This window comes from Streptomyces sp. NPDC002520, from assembly GCF_053595235.1.
The window spans coordinates 70,436-88,470 of the sequence record NZ_JBSFXG010000032.1 but is presented as its reverse complement, the minus strand read 5'-3'; the positions used below and the strand labels follow the sequence as shown (position 1 = coordinate 88,470).

Genomic DNA, 18,035 nt, shown 5'->3' with positions numbered 1-18,035 from the left:
AGTCCGGGCCCGGTCGTCCGGGCCGCCTTGTCGGTGCCGTGCGGCAGGATGGGACGAATGAGCGAGCGGACCCCTGCCGAGGACACGGACGCGCTTCCGGAGTACGCCGAGCGTGTCCTGGACGTCGCCGAGGGCATCCCGCCCGGCCGGGTCATGACGTACGGGGACGTCGCGGAGTGGCTGGAAGGCGAGAGGGGCGAGCGCGAAGCGCTCTCCGGCAAGGGCGGTGGTGGGCGACGGGTGGGCGGACCACGTCAGGTGGGCCGGGTGATGTCCCTCTACGGAGGCGCGGTGCCGTGGTGGCGCGTGGTGCGCTCCGACGGGGTGCTGCTGCCCGGCCACGAGCTGGAGGCGCTCGGTCACTACCGCGAGGAGGGCACCCCGCTGAAGCAGGCGAGCCGGAGCGGCGAGGGCCATCTGCCGCGGCTCGACATGAGGCGGGCGCGGTGGGACGGCGACACGGCCGCGTGCGACGTGGGCGCAGGCGACATGGCCGCGGGCGACGTGGACGCCGGCGACATGGGAGCAGCCGCACGGGACGCGGGCACAGAGGGTCACACCTGACAGCTTCCGCCATTCGTTGCCTCCGGAGGGAACCTGTGGCCCGTACGAGGGACACGGGGGACGTCCGTGGCATGACGTACGTTCGTGAGACGAGGGGCCCGCGTGGCCCGAGAGCCGCGAGCGTCGCGAGGGAAGAAGCGGAAGTCCTGCTTCAGCCCGGTGCGGCGGCGTAGCGTCGGCTGCACGTGTCTCCCTCACCCCGCGGCCACCGCCTCGCACGCGTGACCGCCTGCCCACCAGCAAGACCACCAGGACCGGCGAACCACGTGAGCTCCTCTCCCTCCATCAGGCGACTGCCGCACCCCCAGGTGCGACAGGGGACCCGTGGCGCTTACCGACTGGTCCGCACCCCGCCGGCCGAAGTGGATCCCCCTCGTCTGGACGCCGCACAGCGCGCCGTGGTTGACCACCGGGGCGGCCCGCTCCTCGTTCTTGCCGGTCCCGGTACCGGCAAGACCACCACGCTGGTGGAGTCCGTCGCCGCGCGCATCGCCCGCGGCGCGGATCCGGAACGCATCCTGGTGCTGACGTTCAGCCGCAAGGCCGCCGTCGACCTGCGCGACCGCATGGCCCTGCGCATCGGCGCGACCCGCGCGCCCCGGGCGACCACCTTCCACTCGTACTGCTACGCCCTGGTCCGCGCCCACCAGGACGCCGGCCTGTTCACCGAACCGCTGCGCCTGCTGTCCGGCCCCGAGCAGGACGTCACCCTGCGCGAGCTGCTCGCCGGACAGCCCGAGCTGGAGCGGCTCGGTCTCGGACATGTGCGCTGGCCGGACGAGCTGCGTGCCTGCCTGACCACGCGCGGGTTCGCCGACGAGGTCCGGGCCGTCCTCGCCCGCAGCCGCGAGCTGGGCCTCGGCCCCGGCGCCCTGGACGCCTTCGCCCGCCGCATCGGCCGGCCCGACTGGCGGGCGGCCGCCGCGTTCCTCGCCGAGTACCTCGACGTCATCGACCTGCGGGGCGTCATCGACTACGCGGAACTGGTCCATCGCGCGGTGCTGCTCGCCCACCGCCCCGAGGTCGCGACCCGGCTCGCCGCCCAGTACGACGCCGTGTACGTCGACGAGTACCAGGACACCGACGCCGCCCAGGTACGGCTGCTGCACGCCCTGGCGGGCGGTGGCCGCACCCTGGTCGCCCTCGGCGACCCCGACCAGTCGATCTACACGTTCCGGGGCGCCGACGTGAACGGCATCCTCGACTTCCCGGAGGCCTTCCCGCGTGCGGACGGCCGCCCCGCCCGGGTCGAGGTGCTGCGCACCTCCCGGCGCTCCGGTGCCGCCCTGCTCGCAGCGACCCGCCTGATCACCCAGCGCATGCCGCTTCCCCGGCTGCCCGCCGACAAGGCGCGCGCGCACCGCGAACCGGCCGCCGTTGGCGACGGCGGCCGCGTCGAGGCCTACACGTACCCGACATCCGGTGCGGAACTGGACAACGTCGCCGACATCCTGCGCCGGGCGCACCTCGAGGACGGGATCCCCTGGAGCGACATGGCCGTCCTGGTGCGCGCCGGATCCCGGACCATCCCCACTCTCCGCCGCGCCCTGACCGCCGCCGGCGTCCCCCTGGACATCGACGGCGACGACCTGGCCCTGCGCCACGAACCGGCGGTCGCGCCTCTGCTGACGGCCCTCAGAGCGGCGGCCACGGCGGAGACCACCGAGCGGGCGACCCACGACGGCGACGAGCGGGCGCCCGACGACGGCGACGAGCCGGCAGCCGTCGATGCCGACGAGTGGGCGGCTGACGATGCCGACGCCCGGGCCGCTGCCGATGCTGCCGACGACGAGCAGGCGTCCCTCGGTACTGGCGAGCAGGCGTCCCTCGGTACTGACGAGCGGACGCCCGCCACTGATGAGCGGACGCCCGCCGAATCCGCCCCCGACACGCGCTGGCTCGACGCCGAGACCGCGCTCACGCTGCTCGCCTCCCCTCTCGGCGGCATGGACACCGCCGATCTGCGGCGGCTCGGGCGTGCCCTGCGCGAGGAGGAACGGGTCGCCGGGAATCCGGTGCCGCCACCGTCCGACGAACTGCTCGCACTGGCGCTCGCCGAACCCGAGCGGCTGGTCGCGCACGACCCGGCGTACGCGCGCGGGGCGCAACGCCTCGGCGCTCTGCTGCGTACGGCCCGCGAGCGGCTCGCCGGCGGCGGTACGGCCGAGGAGGCGCTGTGGGACCTGTGGGACGGCACGCCGTGGCCCGCGCGTCTGGAGCGGGCCGCCCGGCGCGGCGGCGCGGCCGGCCGCAACGCCGACCGTGACCTGGACGCCGTGTGCGCGCTGTTCGCCACGGCCGCGCGCGCGGAGGAGCGCACCGGCGGCAGCGGCGCGCTGAACTTCCTGGAGGAGATCGAGGCCCAGGACATCGCGGCCGACACCCTCACGCGTCGCGCGGTACGGCCCGACGCCGTCCGCCTGATGACCGCGCACCGTTCCAAGGGCCTGGAGTGGCGGCTGGTGGTCGTCGCCGGCGTCCAGGAAGGGCTGTGGCCCGACCTGCGCCGCCGCGGCTCCCTCCTGGAGGCAGACCGCATCGGTCGCGACGGACTCGCCGAACCGCTCACCCCGGGCGCCTTGCTCGCCGAGGAGCGCCGGCTGTTCTACGTGGCCGCCACGCGCGCGCGTGAGCGTCTCGTCGTCACCGCCGTGAAGGCACCCGCCGACGACGGCGACCAGCCCTCCCGCTTCCTGACCGAGCTGGGCGTCGAACCCCGCGACGTCACCGCCCGCCCGCGCCGCCCCCTGTCGGTGGCCGCGCTCGTCGCCGAGCTGCGCGCCACCACCGTCGACCCGCGCGTCTCGGCGGCCCTGCGGGAGGCCGCCGCCCGCCGGCTGGCCAGGCTCGCCGCCCTCGCCGACGAGGACGGCCGCCCCCTGGTGCCGTCCGCGCACCCCTACCGCTGGTGGGGCATGTTCGAGCCCACCGAGAGCAAGGTGCCGCTGCGGGACCGCGACCAGCCCGTCGTCCTCTCCGGCAGCGCTCTCGACCAGCTCGCCAACACGTGCGCCCTCCAGTGGTTCCTGGGCCGTGAGGTGAAGGCCGACGCGCCCGCCACCGCGGCCCAGGGCTTCGGCAACGTCGTCCACGTCCTCGCCGACGAGGTCGCCTCCGGCCGCACCCCCGCCGACCTCGACGTGCTGATGGAGCGCCTGGACTCGGTGTGGAACGCGCTCGCCTTCGACGCGCCCTGGAAGTCGGCCCAGGAGAAGGACAACGCGCGCGTGGCGCTCGAACGCTTCCTGAACTGGCACGTGCTGGACCGCACCGGGCGCACTCCCGTGGTCAGCGAGCAGGACTTCGACGTCACCCTCGAAGCGGGCGACTACGAGGTCCGCATCCGCGGCCAGATGGACCGCGTGGAGACGGACGGCGAGGGCCGCGCCTACGTCGTGGACTTCAAGACCGGCAAGCAGGCGCCCAGCGCCGCCGAGGTGGCCCGCCATCCGCAGCTCGCCGTCTACCAGCTCGCCGTGAACGAGGGCGCCGTCGACGCCGCCTTCGACGGCCGGCGCCCCGAACCCGGAGGCGCCGAACTGGTGCATCTGCGGCAAGGGGCCGCGAAACGGGACGGCGGTGAGAGCCTGCCCAAGGTGCAGGCCCAGGAGCCGCTGGAGGGGGAGTGGGTCGGCGACCTGCTCGCCACCGCCGCCGGGAAGGTCCTCGACGAGCGGTTCACACCGACCACCGGCCAGCACTGCACGCACTGCGCGTTCCGCGCCTCGTGCAGCGCCCGGCCCGAGGGGCGGCACGTGGTCGAGTGACCTGTGCCCGCGGCGGGGTGACGTACGGCACCACACGCGTTGACCTGCGGTTCCTCCGCCCCGGGAGGTCGATCGGTCCTCGGATGTCAGTGCCCGCCGCTAGCCTCTGACGACATGCCCGCCCGTATCACCGACCCCGAGCAGCTCAAGGAGCTCCTCGGCATCCCGTTCACCCCGGAGCAGACGGCCTGCATCATCGCGCCGCCCGCCCCGCAGGTGATCGTGGCCGGAGCCGGTTCGGGCAAGACCACCGTGATGGCCGCCCGCGTGGTCTGGCTGGTCGGCACCGGGCAGGTCGCCCCCGAGCAGGTCCTCGGCCTGACCTTCACCAACAAGGCCGCGGGCGAACTCGCCGAACGCGTCCGCAAGGCCCTGATCAAGGCCGGTGTCACCGACCCGGAGGTCATCGACCCCGACAACCCGCCCGGCGAACCGGTCATCTCGACCTACCACGCCTTCGCCGGCCGGCTGCTCACCGACCACGGCCTGCGCCTCGGCCTCGAACCCACCTCGCGTCTGCTGGCCGACGCCACCCGCTACCAGCTCGCCGCGCGCGTGCTGCGCGAGGCCCCCGGCCCCTACCCCGCGCTCACCCGCTCCTTCGCCGACCTCGTCAGCGACCTGCTCACCCTCGACTCCGAACTCGCCGAACACCTCGTGGCCCCCCAGGAGCTGCGCGCCTGGGACGCCGACCTGCTGCACACCCTCCAGGGCGCCAAGCTCACCAACGCCGACCTGCGCAAGGTGCCCGAGACCGCCGCCGCCCGCCGCGAACTGGCCGGACTCGTCCAGCGCTACCGCACCGCCAAGCGCGAGCGCGACCTGCTCGACTTCGGCGACCAGATCGCCCTGTCCGCCCGCCTCGCCCGCATCCCCGAGGTGGGCCGGCTGCTGCGCGAGGAGTTCCGCGTCGTCCTCCTGGACGAGTACCAGGACACCTCCGTGGCCCAACGTGTCCTGCTGGCGGGACTCTTCGGCGCCGGCACCGGCCACCCCGTGACCGCCGTCGGCGACCCCTGCCAGGCCATCTACGGCTGGCGCGGTGCCTCCGTCGCCAACCTCGACGACTTCCCCGAGCACTTCGCGCTCGCCGACGGCAGCCCCGCCACCCGCCAGGCACTCAGCGAGAACCGGCGCAGCGGCGGCCGCCTCCTCGACCTCGCCAACGGCCTCGCCGAGCCCCTGCGCGCCATGCACGCGGGCGTGGCGGCCCTCCGCCCGGCACCCGGCGCCGAACGGGACGGCACGGTCCGCTGCGCCCTGCTGGGCACGCACGCCGAGGAGATCGACTGGATCGCCGACTCCCTCGCCCACCTCGTGCGCACCGGCACGGCACCCGGCGAGATCGCCGTCCTGTGCCGTACCGCGACCGACTTCGCCGAGATCCAGGGCGCCCTCGTCGCCCGGGACGTCCCCGTGGAGGTCGTCGGCCTGTCCGGGCTGCTGCACCTGCCCGAGATCGCCGACCTCGTCGCCGTCTGCGAGGTCCTCCAGGACCCCGGGGCCAACGCGTCCCTGGTCCGGGTGCTGACCGGCCCGCGCTGGCGCATCGGCCCCCGCGACCTCGCCCTCCTGGGCCGCCGCGCCCGTCTGCTCGTCGCCCACGCCCACGCCCGCGACACCGACGACCCCGACCGCAGGCTCGCCGAGGCCGTCGAGGGGGTCGACCCGTCCGAGGTGATATCGCTCGCGGACGCCCTGGACACCTTCCTGGAGACCCCCGTGGAGGAGGGTGGGTACGACGACGGGCTGCCGTTCTCCCCGGACGCGCGCGTGCGTTTCGCCCGCCTCGCCGCCGAACTGCGCGACCTGCGCCGCTCCCTGTCCGACCCGCTCATGGACGTCCTGCACCGCGTCCTGGCGGTCACCGGCCTGGAAGTGGAGCTGTCGGCGTCCCCGCACGCCCTGGCCGCCCGCCGCCGCGAGACCCTCTCCAACTTCCTGGACGTCGCCGCCTCCTTCGCGGCCGGCGACGGCGAGGCCACCCTCCTGGCCTTCCTCGGCTTCCTGCGCACCGCCGCCCAGTACGAGAAGGGCCTCGACAACGCCCTGCCCGGCGGCGAGAACACCGTCAAGGTGCTCACCGCGCACAAGTCCAAGGGCCTGGAGTGGGACGTCGTGGCCGTCCCCGGACTCGTGGGCGGAACCTTCCCCAGCGCACAGGGCCGCGAGAAGTGGACCGCGCAGGCCAAGGTGCTCCCGCACGCCCTGCGCGGCGACACCGACACCCTGCCCGACATCGAGACCTGGGACTCGCGCGGCATGAAGGCCTTCCACGAGGCCATGAAGGAGCACCAGCACACCGAGGAACTCCGCCTCGGCTACGTCACCTTCACCCGCCCCCGCTCCCTCCTCATCGGCTCCGGCCACTGGTGGGGACCCAGCCAGAAGAAGCCGCGCGGCCCCTCCGACTTCCTCCAGGCCCTGTACGAGCACTGCGTCGCCGGAAACGGCGAGATCGAGGTGTGGGCCGACGAGCCCGCCGAGGACGAGGAGAACCCGGCCCTGCACACGGCCACCGCCGACCAGGTGTGGCCGCTGCCGCTGGACGACGCGGCCCTGGCCCGCCGCCGCGCCGCCGCCGAGACCGTCCTCGCCCACCTGGACGCCCTGTCCACCCGGCTCGACGGCCCCCCGCCGGCCACCCACGACCCGGACACCTTCGACGACCCCGACTGGCCCCCGCCCCCGGACGACGAGGGCCCCTGCACCGAGAGCGGGTACGGCACCGACCCCTACGACGAGGACCCGGACGGCGAGGACCCGTACGACCCGGCTCCGTACGACGCGGACCCGTACGACGAGGCCCCTTACGCGGAGGGCCCGCACGCCGCGGAGGCCCCTCACGCGGAAGGCCCCTACGCCGACGAGCCTCTGAACGAGCACGAGCACCCCCACGACGACGGCGCCCCCGCACAGGAGCCCGCCGACCGGGACGCCCGGGCTGTCGGCCGCCCGACCATCCCCCACCAGGCGCCCGCCCCGGTCGAGCCCCCGCACGCCCCGGCCGCGGACCCGCACACCCACCCCGCCGAGCCGCACCGCCCCGCGCCCCTCACCCCCGAGGAGGCCCGTGCCGTCGCGTCCTGGGACCGGGACCTCGACGCCCTCGCCGGAGAACTGACGCGCGCACGGCAGAGCGTCACGGACGTCCCCCTACCGGTCACGCTGACCGCGTCGCAGGTGCTGCGCCTCGCGGCGGACCCGGACGGGCTCGCGCAGGAACTCGCGCGCCCCATGCCGCGCCCTCCGCAACCGGCCGCACGCCGAGGCACCCGGTTCCACGCCTGGGTCGAAGCCCGCTTCGAGGAGTTGACGCTGCCCATGCTCGAGCCGGACGAACTGCCCGGCAGCGACGCCGAGATCGCCGACGAACGCGACCTCGAAACCCTCAAGGAGGCCTTCGAACGCACCGAGTACGCCCACCGCACCCCGTACCGCGTCGAGTTCCCCTTCCAGCTAGCCCTCGGCGGCCGGGTCGTACGCGGCCGGATCGACGCCGTGTACAGGAACGGCGAGGGCGACGAGGCGACCTACGAGATCGTCGACTGGAAGACCGGCCACGGCCGCACCGCCGACCCGCTCCAACTAGCTGTCTACCGGCTGGGCTGGGCCGAGCAACAGGGCATCCCGCCCGAATCGGTCACGGCGGCCTTCCTGTACGTGCGCACCGGCGAGGTCGTACGGCCCGGGAACCTGCCGGACCGGGCCGCCCTGGAGCGGCTGCTCACAAATGTACGAATCGGCCAATCGGGGTCGCCGGGGTGTGACGAAACGCCCGCCGAGGATGCCGGTGCGGGCCGATAGGCTCGTATGCATGAGCCAGACCCCGGACAGCGTCGTCCGCACGTACATCGAGCAGCACCGTGCCGCCTTCCTCGACGACCTCGTCGCCTGGCTGCGCATCCCCTCGGTGTCGGCCCAGCCCGACCACGCTCCCGATGTACTGCGCAGCGCCGACTGGCTCGCCGCCCGGCTCCGTGACACCGGCTTCACGACCGTCGAGGTCTGGCCGACCGCGGGCGCCCCGGCCGTCTTCGCCGAGTGGCCCTCGGGCGACCCCGAGGCACCCACCGTCCTCGTCTACGGCCACCACGACGTGCAGCCCGCCGCCCCCGAGGACGGCTGGGACACCGACCCCTTCGAGCCCGTCGTCCGCGAGAACCGCCTCTACGCGCGCGGGGCCGCCGACGACAAGGGTCAGGTGTTCTTCCACACACTCGGCGTCCGCGCGCACCTCGCCGCCACCGGCCGTACCGCCCCCGCCGTCAACCTCAAGCTGCTGATCGAGGGCGAGGAGGAGTCCGGCTCCCCGCACTTCCGGGACCTCGTCGTCGAGCACGCCGACCGGCTCGCCGCCGACGCCGTGATCGTCTCCGACACCGGTATGTGGGCCGAGGACACCCCGACCGTCTGCACCGGCATGCGCGGCCTGGCCGAGTGCGAGATCCGGCTGTACGGCCCCGACCAGGACATCCACTCCGGCTCCTTCGGCGGCGCCGTCCCCAACCCGGCCACCGCCGTCGCCCGCCTCGTGTCAGCCCTGCACGACGAGCACGCGCGCGTGGCCGTCCCCGGCTTCTACGACGGCATCGTCGAGCTGACCGACCGCGAGCGCGAGCTGTTCGCCGAGCTTCCCTTCGACGAGCAGCAGTGGCTGCGCACCGCCAAGTCCCACGCCACCCACGGCGAGGCCGGACACACCACCCTGGAGCGCATCTGGGCCCGCCCGACCGCCGAGGTCAATGGCATCGGCGGCGGCTACCAGGGCGCCGGCAGCAAGACGATCATCCCCTCCTCGGCGCTGGTGAAGCTGTCGTTCCGGCTCGTCGCGGGCCAGGACCCCGACCACGTCGAGAAGGCCGTCCGCGCCTGGGCCGCCGAGCAGGTGCCCGCCGGGATCCGGCTGGAGATCGACTTCGGCTCCGCCACGCGCCCGTGCCTGACCCCGCTCGACCACCCCGCGCTGCAGTCCGTGGCCCGCGCCATGGGCCGTGCCTTCCAGGGACCGGTCCGCTTCACCCGCGAAGGAGGCTCGGGCCCCGCCGCCGACCTCCAGGAGATCCTCGGCGCCCCCGTCCTCTTCCTCGGCATCTCCGTCCCCTCCGACGGCTGGCACGCCCCGAACGAGAAGGTCGAGCTGGACCTCCTCCTCAAGGGCGTCGAGACCAGTGCCTACCTGTGGAGCGACCTCGCCGAGAACTGGCGTCACGCCCCCTGACCCGGACCGCGCCGTCCGGGAGGGCGTCGCGGGCGGGGCACACTGGAGAACCGCCCCGCACGCCCCGCCCGCGCCCGCACCGGTGCCGTCCGGCCCACACCCTGCCGCACCGCCCGCCCAAACGAACCGTTCCACTGGGGGAGTTGGAAGCACCCGTGACCACCTGGACCGACCACACCGCCGACCGCCCCATCTCACTGACCGCCGCGAGCGGCATCGACCGCGCCGCCCACCACCGGCTCGACGAGGCCTGGCTCGCGGCGGCGTGGAGCCACCCCACGACCCGCTGCTTCGTCGTCTCCGGCGGCCAGGTGCTCATCGACGAGACGCCGGACGGCCGGACCGAACTCGTCATGACCCCGTCCTTCGAGGCGCCGCTCACCGAGGCACACCGCTACTTCCTGGGCAACGACGAGGAGGGCGTCAGCTACTTCGCGCTCCAGAAGGACTCGCTTCCCGGCCGCATCGACCAGTCAGCCCGCCCCGCCGGGCTGCGCGAGGCGGGCCTGCTGCTCTCCCCGCGCGACGCCGGTCTGATGGTGCACGCGGTCGGCTTGGAGAACTGGCAGCGCACCCACCGCTTCTGCTCCCGCTGCGGCGAGCGCACGGTCATCGCGGCCGCCGGCCACATCCGCCGCTGCCCCGCCTGCGGCGCCGAGCACTACCCGCGCACCGACCCGGCGGTGATCATGGCGGTCACCGACGAGGACGACCGCATCCTGCTCGGCCGCCAGGTCCACTGGCCCGAGGGCCGCTTCTCCACGCTCGCCGGCTTCGTCGAACCCGGCGAATCCATCGAGCAGTCGGTGCGCCGCGAGGTCTTCGAGGAGGCCGGCGTCGTCGTCGGCCAGGCCGACTACGTGGCCAGCCAGCCCTGGCCCTTCCCGTCCAGCCTGATGCTCGGCTTCATGGCCCGCGCCACCACGACCGAGATCAACGTCGACGGCGACGAGATCCACGAGGCCCGCTGGTTCTCCCGCGAGGAACTCCACGCGGCCTTCGAATCCGGCGAGGTGCTGCCGCCGTACGGCATCTCCATCGCCGCCCGCCTGATCGAGATGTGGTACGGCAGGCCTCTGCCGACGCGGAGCTTCGTCTGAGGTGTCACGGGTGACCGGCGACCCGTACCGGAACCACAACGTCCACTACCACCGGGCCGTGCCGGCCGCCAGGGCGGAGACGGGCACCGGGGTGGACCGCTCCGGAAATGATCCGGGCGGCCCGCCCGGCATGCCGATCGAGGACTGCGCCATCGCGCTACTCGCTGGTGTGGGACAAGACACAGCAGGGCGGCCCCTGATCTCTCAGGGACCGCCCTGCCGCTGGTTCACCGCGGGCAACCCGCGGAGCGTCACGCGGCGATCTTCTGCTTCACCTGGGCCAGCGACGGGTTCGTCAGCGTCGAGCCGTCCGCGAAGCGCACGGTCGGAACGGTCTGGTTGCCGCCGTTCGCCTTCTCCACGAAAGCGGCGGACTCGGGGTCCTGCTCGATGTTGATCTCGGTGTAGGCGATGCCCTCGCGGTCCATCTGGCTCTTCAGCCGCCGGCAGTAGCCGCACCAAGTCGTGCTGTACATCGTCACAGTGCCCTGCATGTCTCCGCGCTCCTCAGGCAGCTTCGGGGAAGTGGTCAGAAGGGCAAACGTAAGGGATCCGGCCGGCATTCCCGCCGGGGGTATCCCCATCCGTCCCGGTTCCTGCCCGAGCGCTGTGACGCCTGCCGCATCAGTACGACCGCAAGCCCCCGCCTGTGGACAACCGGCGCGGCAGTCCCGGGCGACCTGGCAGCATGGCCATGTGACAGCAGCAACGCACTCCCCTCTCTTCCCGCAGGCACCGGAGTCTGCCGACGCGGTGCTCGAAGGGCTCGACCCCGAGCAGCGCGAGGTGGCCACCTCCCTGCGCGGGCCGGTGTGCGTGCTGGCCGGAGCGGGTACCGGCAAGACCCGCGCGATCACCCACCGCATCGCCTACGGGGTGCGCGCGGGGATCCTCCACCCGTCCAGCGTGCTCGCCGTCACCTTCACCAACCGCGCCGCCGGCGAGATGCGCGGCCGGCTGCGCCAGCTCGGTGCCCACGGTGTGCAGGCCCGCACCTTCCACTCCGCGGCACTGCGCCAGCTCCAGTACTTCTGGCCGAAAGCGATCGGTGGCGGCATGCCCCGGCTCGTCGACCGCAAGATCCAGCTCGTCGCCGACGCGGCCGCCGCCTGCAACCTGCGCCTCGACCGGGGCGAGCTGCGGGACGTCACCGCCGAGATCGAGTGGTGCAAGGTCACCCAGACCGTCCCCGCCGACTATGCGTACGCAGCCGTGAAGGCCGGCCGTGAGTCCCCGCGCGACCCGGCCGAGATCGCTCACCTCTACACGGCCTACGAAGACGTCAAGCGCGACCGCGCGGTCATCGACTTCGAGGACGTCCTGCTGCTGACCGTCGCCGTCCTCCAGGACCGGCACGACATCGCCGAACAGGTCCGCGCCCAGTACCAGCACTTCGTCGTCGACGAGTACCAGGACGTCAGCCCCCTCCAGCAGCGCCTGCTGGACCTGTGGCTCGGCGACCGCGACAGCCTGTGCGTCGTCGGTGACGCCAGCCAGACCATCTACTCGTTCACGGGAGCAACCCCCGACCACCTCCTCGACTTCCGCGTCCGCCACCCCGGCGCCACCGTCGTCAAGCTGGTCCGCGACTACCGCTCCACCCCCCAGGTCGTGCGCCTCGCCAACGGACTGCTCGCCCAGGCCGCCGGCCGCGCCGCCGACCACCGGCTGGAACTGGTCTCCCAGCGCCCCGCGGGCCCCGACCCCGTCTACACCGAGTACACCGACGAGCCCGCCGAGGCCGAAGGCGCCGCCCGCCGCATCCGGGAACTGATCGGCGCCGGTGTCCCGGCCGCCGAGATCGCCGTCCTGTTCCGTACGAACTCCCAGTCCGAGACCTACGAGCAGGCCCTCGCCGACGCCGGGGTCCCGTACCAGCTGCGCGGCGCCGAGCGCTTCTTCGACCGGCCCGAGGTGCGCAAGGCCGGCGTCGCCCTGCGTGGCGCCGCCCGCTTCGGCGGCAACGACTCCCTGCTGGACGACGCCGTCGACCTGCCCTCGCAGGTGCGTGCCGTGCTGTCCGGAGAGGGCTGGACCACCGAGCCTCCGGCCGGCTCCGGAGCCGTCAGAGAGCGCTGGGAATCGCTGGCCGCCCTGGTCAACCTCGCCCGCGACGTCGCCGCCGCCCGCCCCAAGGCCACCCTCGCCGACTTCGTCGCGGAGCTGGACGAGCGGGCGAACGCCCAGCACGCCCCGACCGTCCAGGGCGTCACCCTGGCCTCCCTGCACGCGGCCAAGGGCCTGGAGTGGGACGTCGTCTTCCTGGTCGGCGTCGCCGAGGGCATGCTGCCGATCACCTACGCGAAGACGGACGAGCAGATCGAGGAGGAGCGCCGCCTCCTCTACGTCGGCGTGACCCGCGCGAGGGAACGGCTCCATCTCTCCTGGTCCCTGTCCCGCTCACCCGGCGGCCGCCCCAACCGCAGGCCCAGCCACTTCCTGGACGGCCTGCGCCCCGGCTCGACCGCCACCGTCGGCCGCACGGGGGCCGGCGGTGGCGGAGGCATCGAGCGCGGCACCCCGGGCAGTGTCCCGGCGGTCCCGCGGCGCACCCAGCGCACCCCGGCCCGGTGCAGGGTCTGCGGCCGCACCCTCACCGACGCGGGCGAAATGAAGCTGATGCGCTGTGAGGACTGCCCGTCCGACATGGACGAGGGCCTCTACGAACGGCTGCGGGAGTGGCGGTCCGTCCAGGCCCGGGACAGCGGACAGCCGGACTTCTGCGTCTTCACGGACCGGACCCTCATGGCCATCGCCGAGACCCGGCCGGACAGCCCGGCCGAGTTGTCCCGCATCCCGGGCGTCCTCACCCGCAAGCTACAGCGCTACGGAGCCGATGTTCTGGCCATCTGTGCAGGTCAGGAGGGCGGGGGAGAGGCTGAGGGCGACTGATGCGAACTCGTCGAAAAAATAGTTTGCACATGCCCCGGCAATCCCCATAGGTTCTAAGCACGGAAGCGGCGGCCTTCTCCAAGGCCCCGATGCCGTGTTGTACTTGCATACCCGACGGACTGGCTCACCCCAGTCCCCAAGACGCCGAGAGGAGGCGAGTCCAGTGATCAGCATCAACAGCAGCTTCATCAGCACGGCCAAAATGACCGATCGCTCGGCCGTCTCCCTGTGCATTCTCGGCGCCTCGAACCAGGGCACCGGTCTGTCCGGCATTCGTGCCGTCCGTCCGGCGTCCTCCCTGTCTCTCGCGGGCCTTCCCGTTCGTGAGCGCAATGAGCGACCGAGCAAGGCACTGGAAGCGGTAGCGGCACAGGCACACGCCTATGCCTTTGCGGCGGCCGGTGCCGGATTCCGGAAGCAGACGACGCAGCACCACCTGATGTGGGCCTTCCGTGGGCCAGAACCCTGGAGCGATCCAGCCTGACAGACGATCAGGCCGGCGCCTTCAGGGCCGCGGAACCCCATCCGGGATCCGCGGCCCTTCTGTTTGTCCATCAACGTGGACGACACAGCGAAGGAGCCTCGGGACAAGGAAAGAACCCGGTACCAAGCCGACACCCGGTCAACCGGCCGGAACGACCAGACGAGGAAGAAACACCGTGCAACTCGAAGCGCACGCCCCGTCCGTACCGCCTTCACAAACGCTCCCCCCGCCCGGCCTCACGGAGGACTCCACCTTGTTCCCCCTCACCGCGCTCACCGCGCTCGACGACGCCATCGAGAACCTCGGCGTACCCGTCCCCTGCCGCTCCTACGACCCGGAGGTCTTCTTCGCCGAGTCGCCGGCGGACGTCGAGTACGCCAAGTCCCTCTGCCGCACCTGCCCGCTGATGGAGGCCTGCCTCGCCGGCGCCAAGGAGCGGCGCGAGCCCTGGGGCGTCTGGGGTGGCGAGCTGTTCGTCCAGGGTGTCGTTGTCGCCCGGAAGCGGCCGCGTGGTCGCCCGCGCAAGAACCCGGTCACAGCATGAACACCGCAGGAACGATCGATCGCCCCCACACGCACGACCCCAAGAAGCAGGCCCCGATGAAGCCGTCCACCAGCGAGCCCACGGGCTCCGCGACCCAAGACTTCACCACGAACGGCGCGACCGGTTCGCGTCAGAAGAACAGGACCCGAGAGATGCAACTCATCCCAGAAGCCCTGGCCCGTGCGCATATGCACGAGCGCCTGCATGACGCCGCGCGGGAGCGCCGGGCCGTGCGCCTGGCCACCGCCCGGCGGATGCAGCGCCGGGCGGAGCGCGCCTCGCTGCGCGCCCGCCGTGCGCTCGCCATGGCCGTCATGCAGTAGACGATCACACCTGAAGCGGTGGCCTCCCGGCCCAGGGAGGCGAAACCTTCCCCGCGGGGGCCGGTCCGGCCGAACGGACCGGCCCCCGCGGTGCGTTGTACGCGGTGATCGGCCGATGCGGGGTTATCGTCACGAGGTGACGAGTCTTCCCGGAGAAAGTGATCAGGGCGGCTCCACCACGGAGCGCCGCACCCTCGCCTGCGCCCGCTGCGGCGCCCAGGCACACGGCTCACAGCCGGCCACTTGGGCCTGTTCCGTCGAGAACGGCGTCCGGCAGTACTTCTGCGACGTCTGCTCCCGGGAGAACCTCAGAGCCATCGAGGGCCGGCTGGACTCGTCCTGGTGGTGACTCACGCCTCGGCCGCGATGACCTCCTCGGGCAGCTCCTCCTCGGGCGGATCCTCCTCCGACAACTCCTCCAGAAGATCCTCCGCGAGGACGAATCCCGGGAGCCACTCCTCCAGCTCGTCCCGCAGTCGCACCGTGGCGCCCAGCTGGCAGAGCACGCCGATCGTGCTCAGGGTCACGCGGTGTATCAGCAGGTAGGCCGGGGGCAGGTTGAGCCGCTTGCCGAGCTGGTAGGCGGGGGAGCGGGGATCGGCGATGCGGGCGGCCTGGCTGCGCATCCAGTTACGGGTGAAGGTGAACTCGTCGGCCCGGGCCGGCTCGATGATCGGCAGCAGGTAGTCGAGGACCGCGTCGGGATCCAGCTCGATGGAGTCCTTGACGAACCCCTCCTCGCACAGCAGCTCGTAGACGTTCTCGGCCCGGCCGTCGAGCGTCATCCGCAGCGAGACGCCGATCGGTAGCGGCAGCCCCCCGGAGAGCCGGTCGACCGTGCCGAAGTCCAGCACGCCAAGCCGCCACTCCTCCTCGTCGCCGGGGCCGCCGGGCAGCAGCCGGAAGTTTCCCGGATGCGGGTCCGCGTGCAGCAGGCCGGTGCGGGCCGGGCCGGAGAAGAGGAAGCGGGCCAGGAGCTGTCCGGCCCGGTCGCGCTGCTCCTGGGTGCCGTCCGTGATGATCTCGGACAGCGGGATCCCGTCGATCCACTCGGTCACCAGGACCTGCTCGCTCTGGTGCACCACCGCCGGAACCACCACGTCCGGGTCGTCCGCGAACTCCTCCGCGTGCGCGGCCTGGGCCTGGGCCTCCAGCGCGTAGTCCAGTTCCTCGGAGACCCGGTCCCTGAGCTCCGCGATCAGCGGCTTGATGTCCATGCCCGGGATGAGCGGCCCCAACAGCCGTGCGAACCGGCTCAGTTGGCCGAGATCCGACAGCAGCGCCTCGCCGGCACCCGGGTACTGGACCTTGACCGCCACCTCGCGGCCGTCGTGCCACACCGCCCGGTGGACCTGCCCGATCGAGGCGGCGGCCGCCGGCTTGTCCTCGAACTCCAGGAACAGCTCGCGCCAGTCCGCGCCGAGCCGCTCCTCGAGAACCAGGTGCACCGTGCGGGTCGGCATCGGCGGCGCCGCCTCCTGGAGCTTGGTCAGGGCTGCCCGGTACGGGCCGGCGACCTCCTCGGGGAGGGCGGACTCGAAGACGGACAGGGCCTGCCCGAGCTTCATCGCACCGCCCTTCAACTCGCCGAGGACCTTGAACAGTTGCTCGGCCGTACGCTGCTGCAGTTCCCGGCCGACGATCTCCGCGGACTCGCCCACGATCCGCTTGCCCAGCCCCCAGGTGGCCCGGCCGGCGAAGCCGAGCGGGAGCGCGGCGAGCTTGGCGGTACGGGTAACCGCCTTCCGGGGAAGATCAGACATGCGCCCTCCAAGTCCCAGTCGGCCGCGCGGCGCCTGTCACTCGTCGTCGCTGCGTCGACGGCCGTTGTACCGCCATTGTCTCGCGCGCCTCTCCGCCGGTTGAGGAGTGCTCCCTCTTGTGTTTCTCCACCACCGCGCACCCGCATGCCGAGTGTGGCCACACGGGCCTGGAGTGCCAGTCCAGGCCGGGTAGGGAGGCCTCCCAGCGGGCACCCGCGCTGGACGGCGACTCCCCGTCGAGGAACGCGAGGGCGTGTGCGGCGGCCAGTCCCGCGACGGCCGTGGCCAGCGCGAGATCACAGGGCCCGACCTGCCGGGCCCGACCGGAGCGCCACTGGGCGACCAGTCGGGGCCAGACAGGATCCCGGTCCACGCGGTCCTGATGGAGGCAGCCCGCGCAGCTCGTCTCGCCGGGCAGGACCAGCGGCCCGACCACACCCGTCCCCTCCACCACCCCCGCGTAGAGATGCGGGGTCCCCGAGGCCATGAGCGGCTCGGCGACGAACGGGTCGGGCGCGTGCACGGCGACGTCGTCGCGCGGGGCGAGGATCACCAGCGACAGCCCCGGCTCGTCCGTGCCGGACAGGGCTGGAGGTGGAGACGGCTGGGAGGGAGAGGGGGTGGAGCGCGGAGGGGAAGGAGGGGAAGAAGAGGAGGAAGAGGGCGGGTTCGGGGGAGAGGTGGAGGAGGGCTGTCCGGGGCGGCTTCGGCGCGGGCGGTCGGGTGCCGCGCGTCGGGCGGCCGCCCGCGCCGCCTGGTCCCGGCGTTGCCCGACCGACTCGGCGGACAGTCCGCCCGGGGCCACGTCCCACGGCTCGACGCTGCCCACGTCGCGCACGTCGACCTCGCCGACTCCCGCGCCGGACAGCACCGAGGCCACCACGGTCCCGACCCGTCCCGCGCCCCGTACCTGCACCCGCAGGGAGCGGCGGGCGGCGAGCCGGTCGAGGGCGCCGCCCGGTTCGGCCGTGGTCAGCGACAGGGAGGCGAGGTCGGGGCGCAACCGCGCGAGGGCGCCCTCCCGCTTTCGCAGGGTCTCCGCGGCCGGCCCGCCGCCGTGCGGGTCGTCGAGCAGCCCCGCACGGCCGAGCCGGTCCACGAGCGCGTCGACATGGCCGTCCGGGAGGTCCATCCGGCGGCCCTCCTCGCGCAGCAGGGGCAATCCCCGGGTGCCGTTGAGCAGTTCCAGGAAGTGACCCGTCGCCGTGTCCATCGGCCCCAGGGTCATGGCGTGCGCCGGAGTCATCCCGAACTGCACGGTGTTGAGATCGCGCCAGCCGCGCCGCAGTGCCGGCTTCACCATCGGATGCATGACAGGCCCCCGTGTCCGTCCGTGTCGGAGATGCGTGAAAAGTTCCTGAGGTCTTCCGGGTTCCG

At 73.0% G+C, this 18,035-nt stretch carries 13 protein-coding genes; 10 read left to right on the top strand and 3 right to left on the bottom strand.

Going from position 1 to position 18,035, the window contains the following annotated elements; translation table 11 throughout:
* The first annotated feature begins 57 nt into the window (after positions 1-57).
* The 5 genes from ACWD5D_RS33580 (at position 58) to nudC (ending at position 10,652) form a co-directional block, all read left to right on the top strand.
* On the top strand, positions 58-564 hold the full coding sequence (locus tag ACWD5D_RS33580; protein WP_451376568.1) for an MGMT family protein: 507 nt from the start codon (positions 58-60) through the stop codon (positions 562-564).
* 266 nt (positions 565-830) lie between these two features.
* Positions 831-4,331 (top strand): ATP-dependent helicase, encoded by a 3,501-nt coding sequence (locus ACWD5D_RS33575; protein ID WP_451376567.1) that lies wholly within the window; start codon positions 831-833, stop codon positions 4,329-4,331.
* Between the two features lie 114 nt (positions 4,332-4,445).
* Positions 4,446-8,138, top strand: coding sequence for a UvrD-helicase domain-containing protein (locus tag ACWD5D_RS33570; RefSeq protein WP_451376566.1), 3,693 nt, complete (start codon positions 4,446-4,448; stop codon positions 8,136-8,138).
* 10 nt (positions 8,139-8,148) lie between these two features.
* Positions 8,149-9,552: a dipeptidase gene (locus ACWD5D_RS33565; RefSeq protein WP_451376565.1), complete on the top strand. Its 1,404-nt coding sequence runs from the start codon at positions 8,149-8,151 to the stop codon at positions 9,550-9,552.
* 155 nt (positions 9,553-9,707) lie between these two features.
* Entirely contained in the window at positions 9,708-10,652 is a 945-nt protein-coding gene (gene nudC, locus ACWD5D_RS33560; RefSeq protein ID WP_451376564.1) for an NAD(+) diphosphatase, read from the top strand.
* Between the two features lie 251 nt (positions 10,653-10,903).
* On the opposite strand, the gene ACWD5D_RS33555 is transcribed toward nudC, so the two are convergent.
* Positions 10,904-11,146: a mycoredoxin gene (locus tag ACWD5D_RS33555; protein WP_451376563.1), complete on the bottom strand. Its 243-nt coding sequence runs from the start codon at positions 11,144-11,146 to the stop codon at positions 10,904-10,906.
* A 115-nt stretch (positions 11,147-11,261) separates the two neighbouring features.
* Between ACWD5D_RS33555 and ACWD5D_RS33550 the strand changes: the two genes are divergently transcribed.
* The 5 genes from ACWD5D_RS33550 to ACWD5D_RS33530 all read left to right on the top strand — a co-directional run bounded on the left by ACWD5D_RS33550 (position 11,262) and on the right by ACWD5D_RS33530 (position 15,244).
* Positions 11,262-13,544, top strand: a complete 2,283-nt coding sequence (locus tag ACWD5D_RS33550; RefSeq protein WP_451376562.1) for an ATP-dependent DNA helicase UvrD2 — start codon at positions 11,262-11,264, stop codon at positions 13,542-13,544.
* Positions 13,545-13,707: 163 nt separating this feature from the next.
* Positions 13,708-14,028, top strand: a complete 321-nt coding sequence (locus tag ACWD5D_RS33545; RefSeq protein ID WP_451376561.1) for a hypothetical protein — start codon at positions 13,708-13,710, stop codon at positions 14,026-14,028.
* Between the two features lie 175 nt (positions 14,029-14,203).
* On the top strand, positions 14,204-14,572 hold the full coding sequence (locus tag ACWD5D_RS33540) for a WhiB family transcriptional regulator (RefSeq protein WP_451376560.1): 369 nt from the start codon (positions 14,204-14,206) through the stop codon (positions 14,570-14,572).
* Positions 14,569-14,895 (top strand): hypothetical protein, encoded by a 327-nt coding sequence (locus ACWD5D_RS33535; RefSeq protein WP_451376559.1) that lies wholly within the window; start codon positions 14,569-14,571, stop codon positions 14,893-14,895. Before ACWD5D_RS33540 ends, ACWD5D_RS33535 begins: the two co-directional genes overlap by 4 nt.
* Positions 14,896-15,031: 136 nt before the next feature.
* Positions 15,032-15,244, top strand: coding sequence for a hypothetical protein (locus tag ACWD5D_RS33530; protein WP_451376558.1), 213 nt, complete (start codon positions 15,032-15,034; stop codon positions 15,242-15,244).
* Between the two features lies 1 nt (position 15,245).
* Here the strand turns inward: ACWD5D_RS33530 and ACWD5D_RS33525 are convergent, their stop codons facing one another.
* Both ACWD5D_RS33525 and ACWD5D_RS33520 read right to left on the bottom strand, forming a co-directional pair.
* Positions 15,246-16,658, bottom strand: coding sequence for an ABC1 kinase family protein (locus tag ACWD5D_RS33525; RefSeq protein WP_451376557.1), 1,413 nt, complete (start codon positions 16,656-16,658; stop codon positions 15,246-15,248).
* Entirely contained in the window at positions 16,651-17,970 is a 1,320-nt protein-coding gene (locus ACWD5D_RS33520; protein ID WP_451376556.1) for a ThiF family adenylyltransferase, read from the bottom strand. Before ACWD5D_RS33520 ends, ACWD5D_RS33525 begins: the two co-directional genes overlap by 8 nt.
* Positions 17,971-18,035 lie beyond the last annotated feature (65 nt).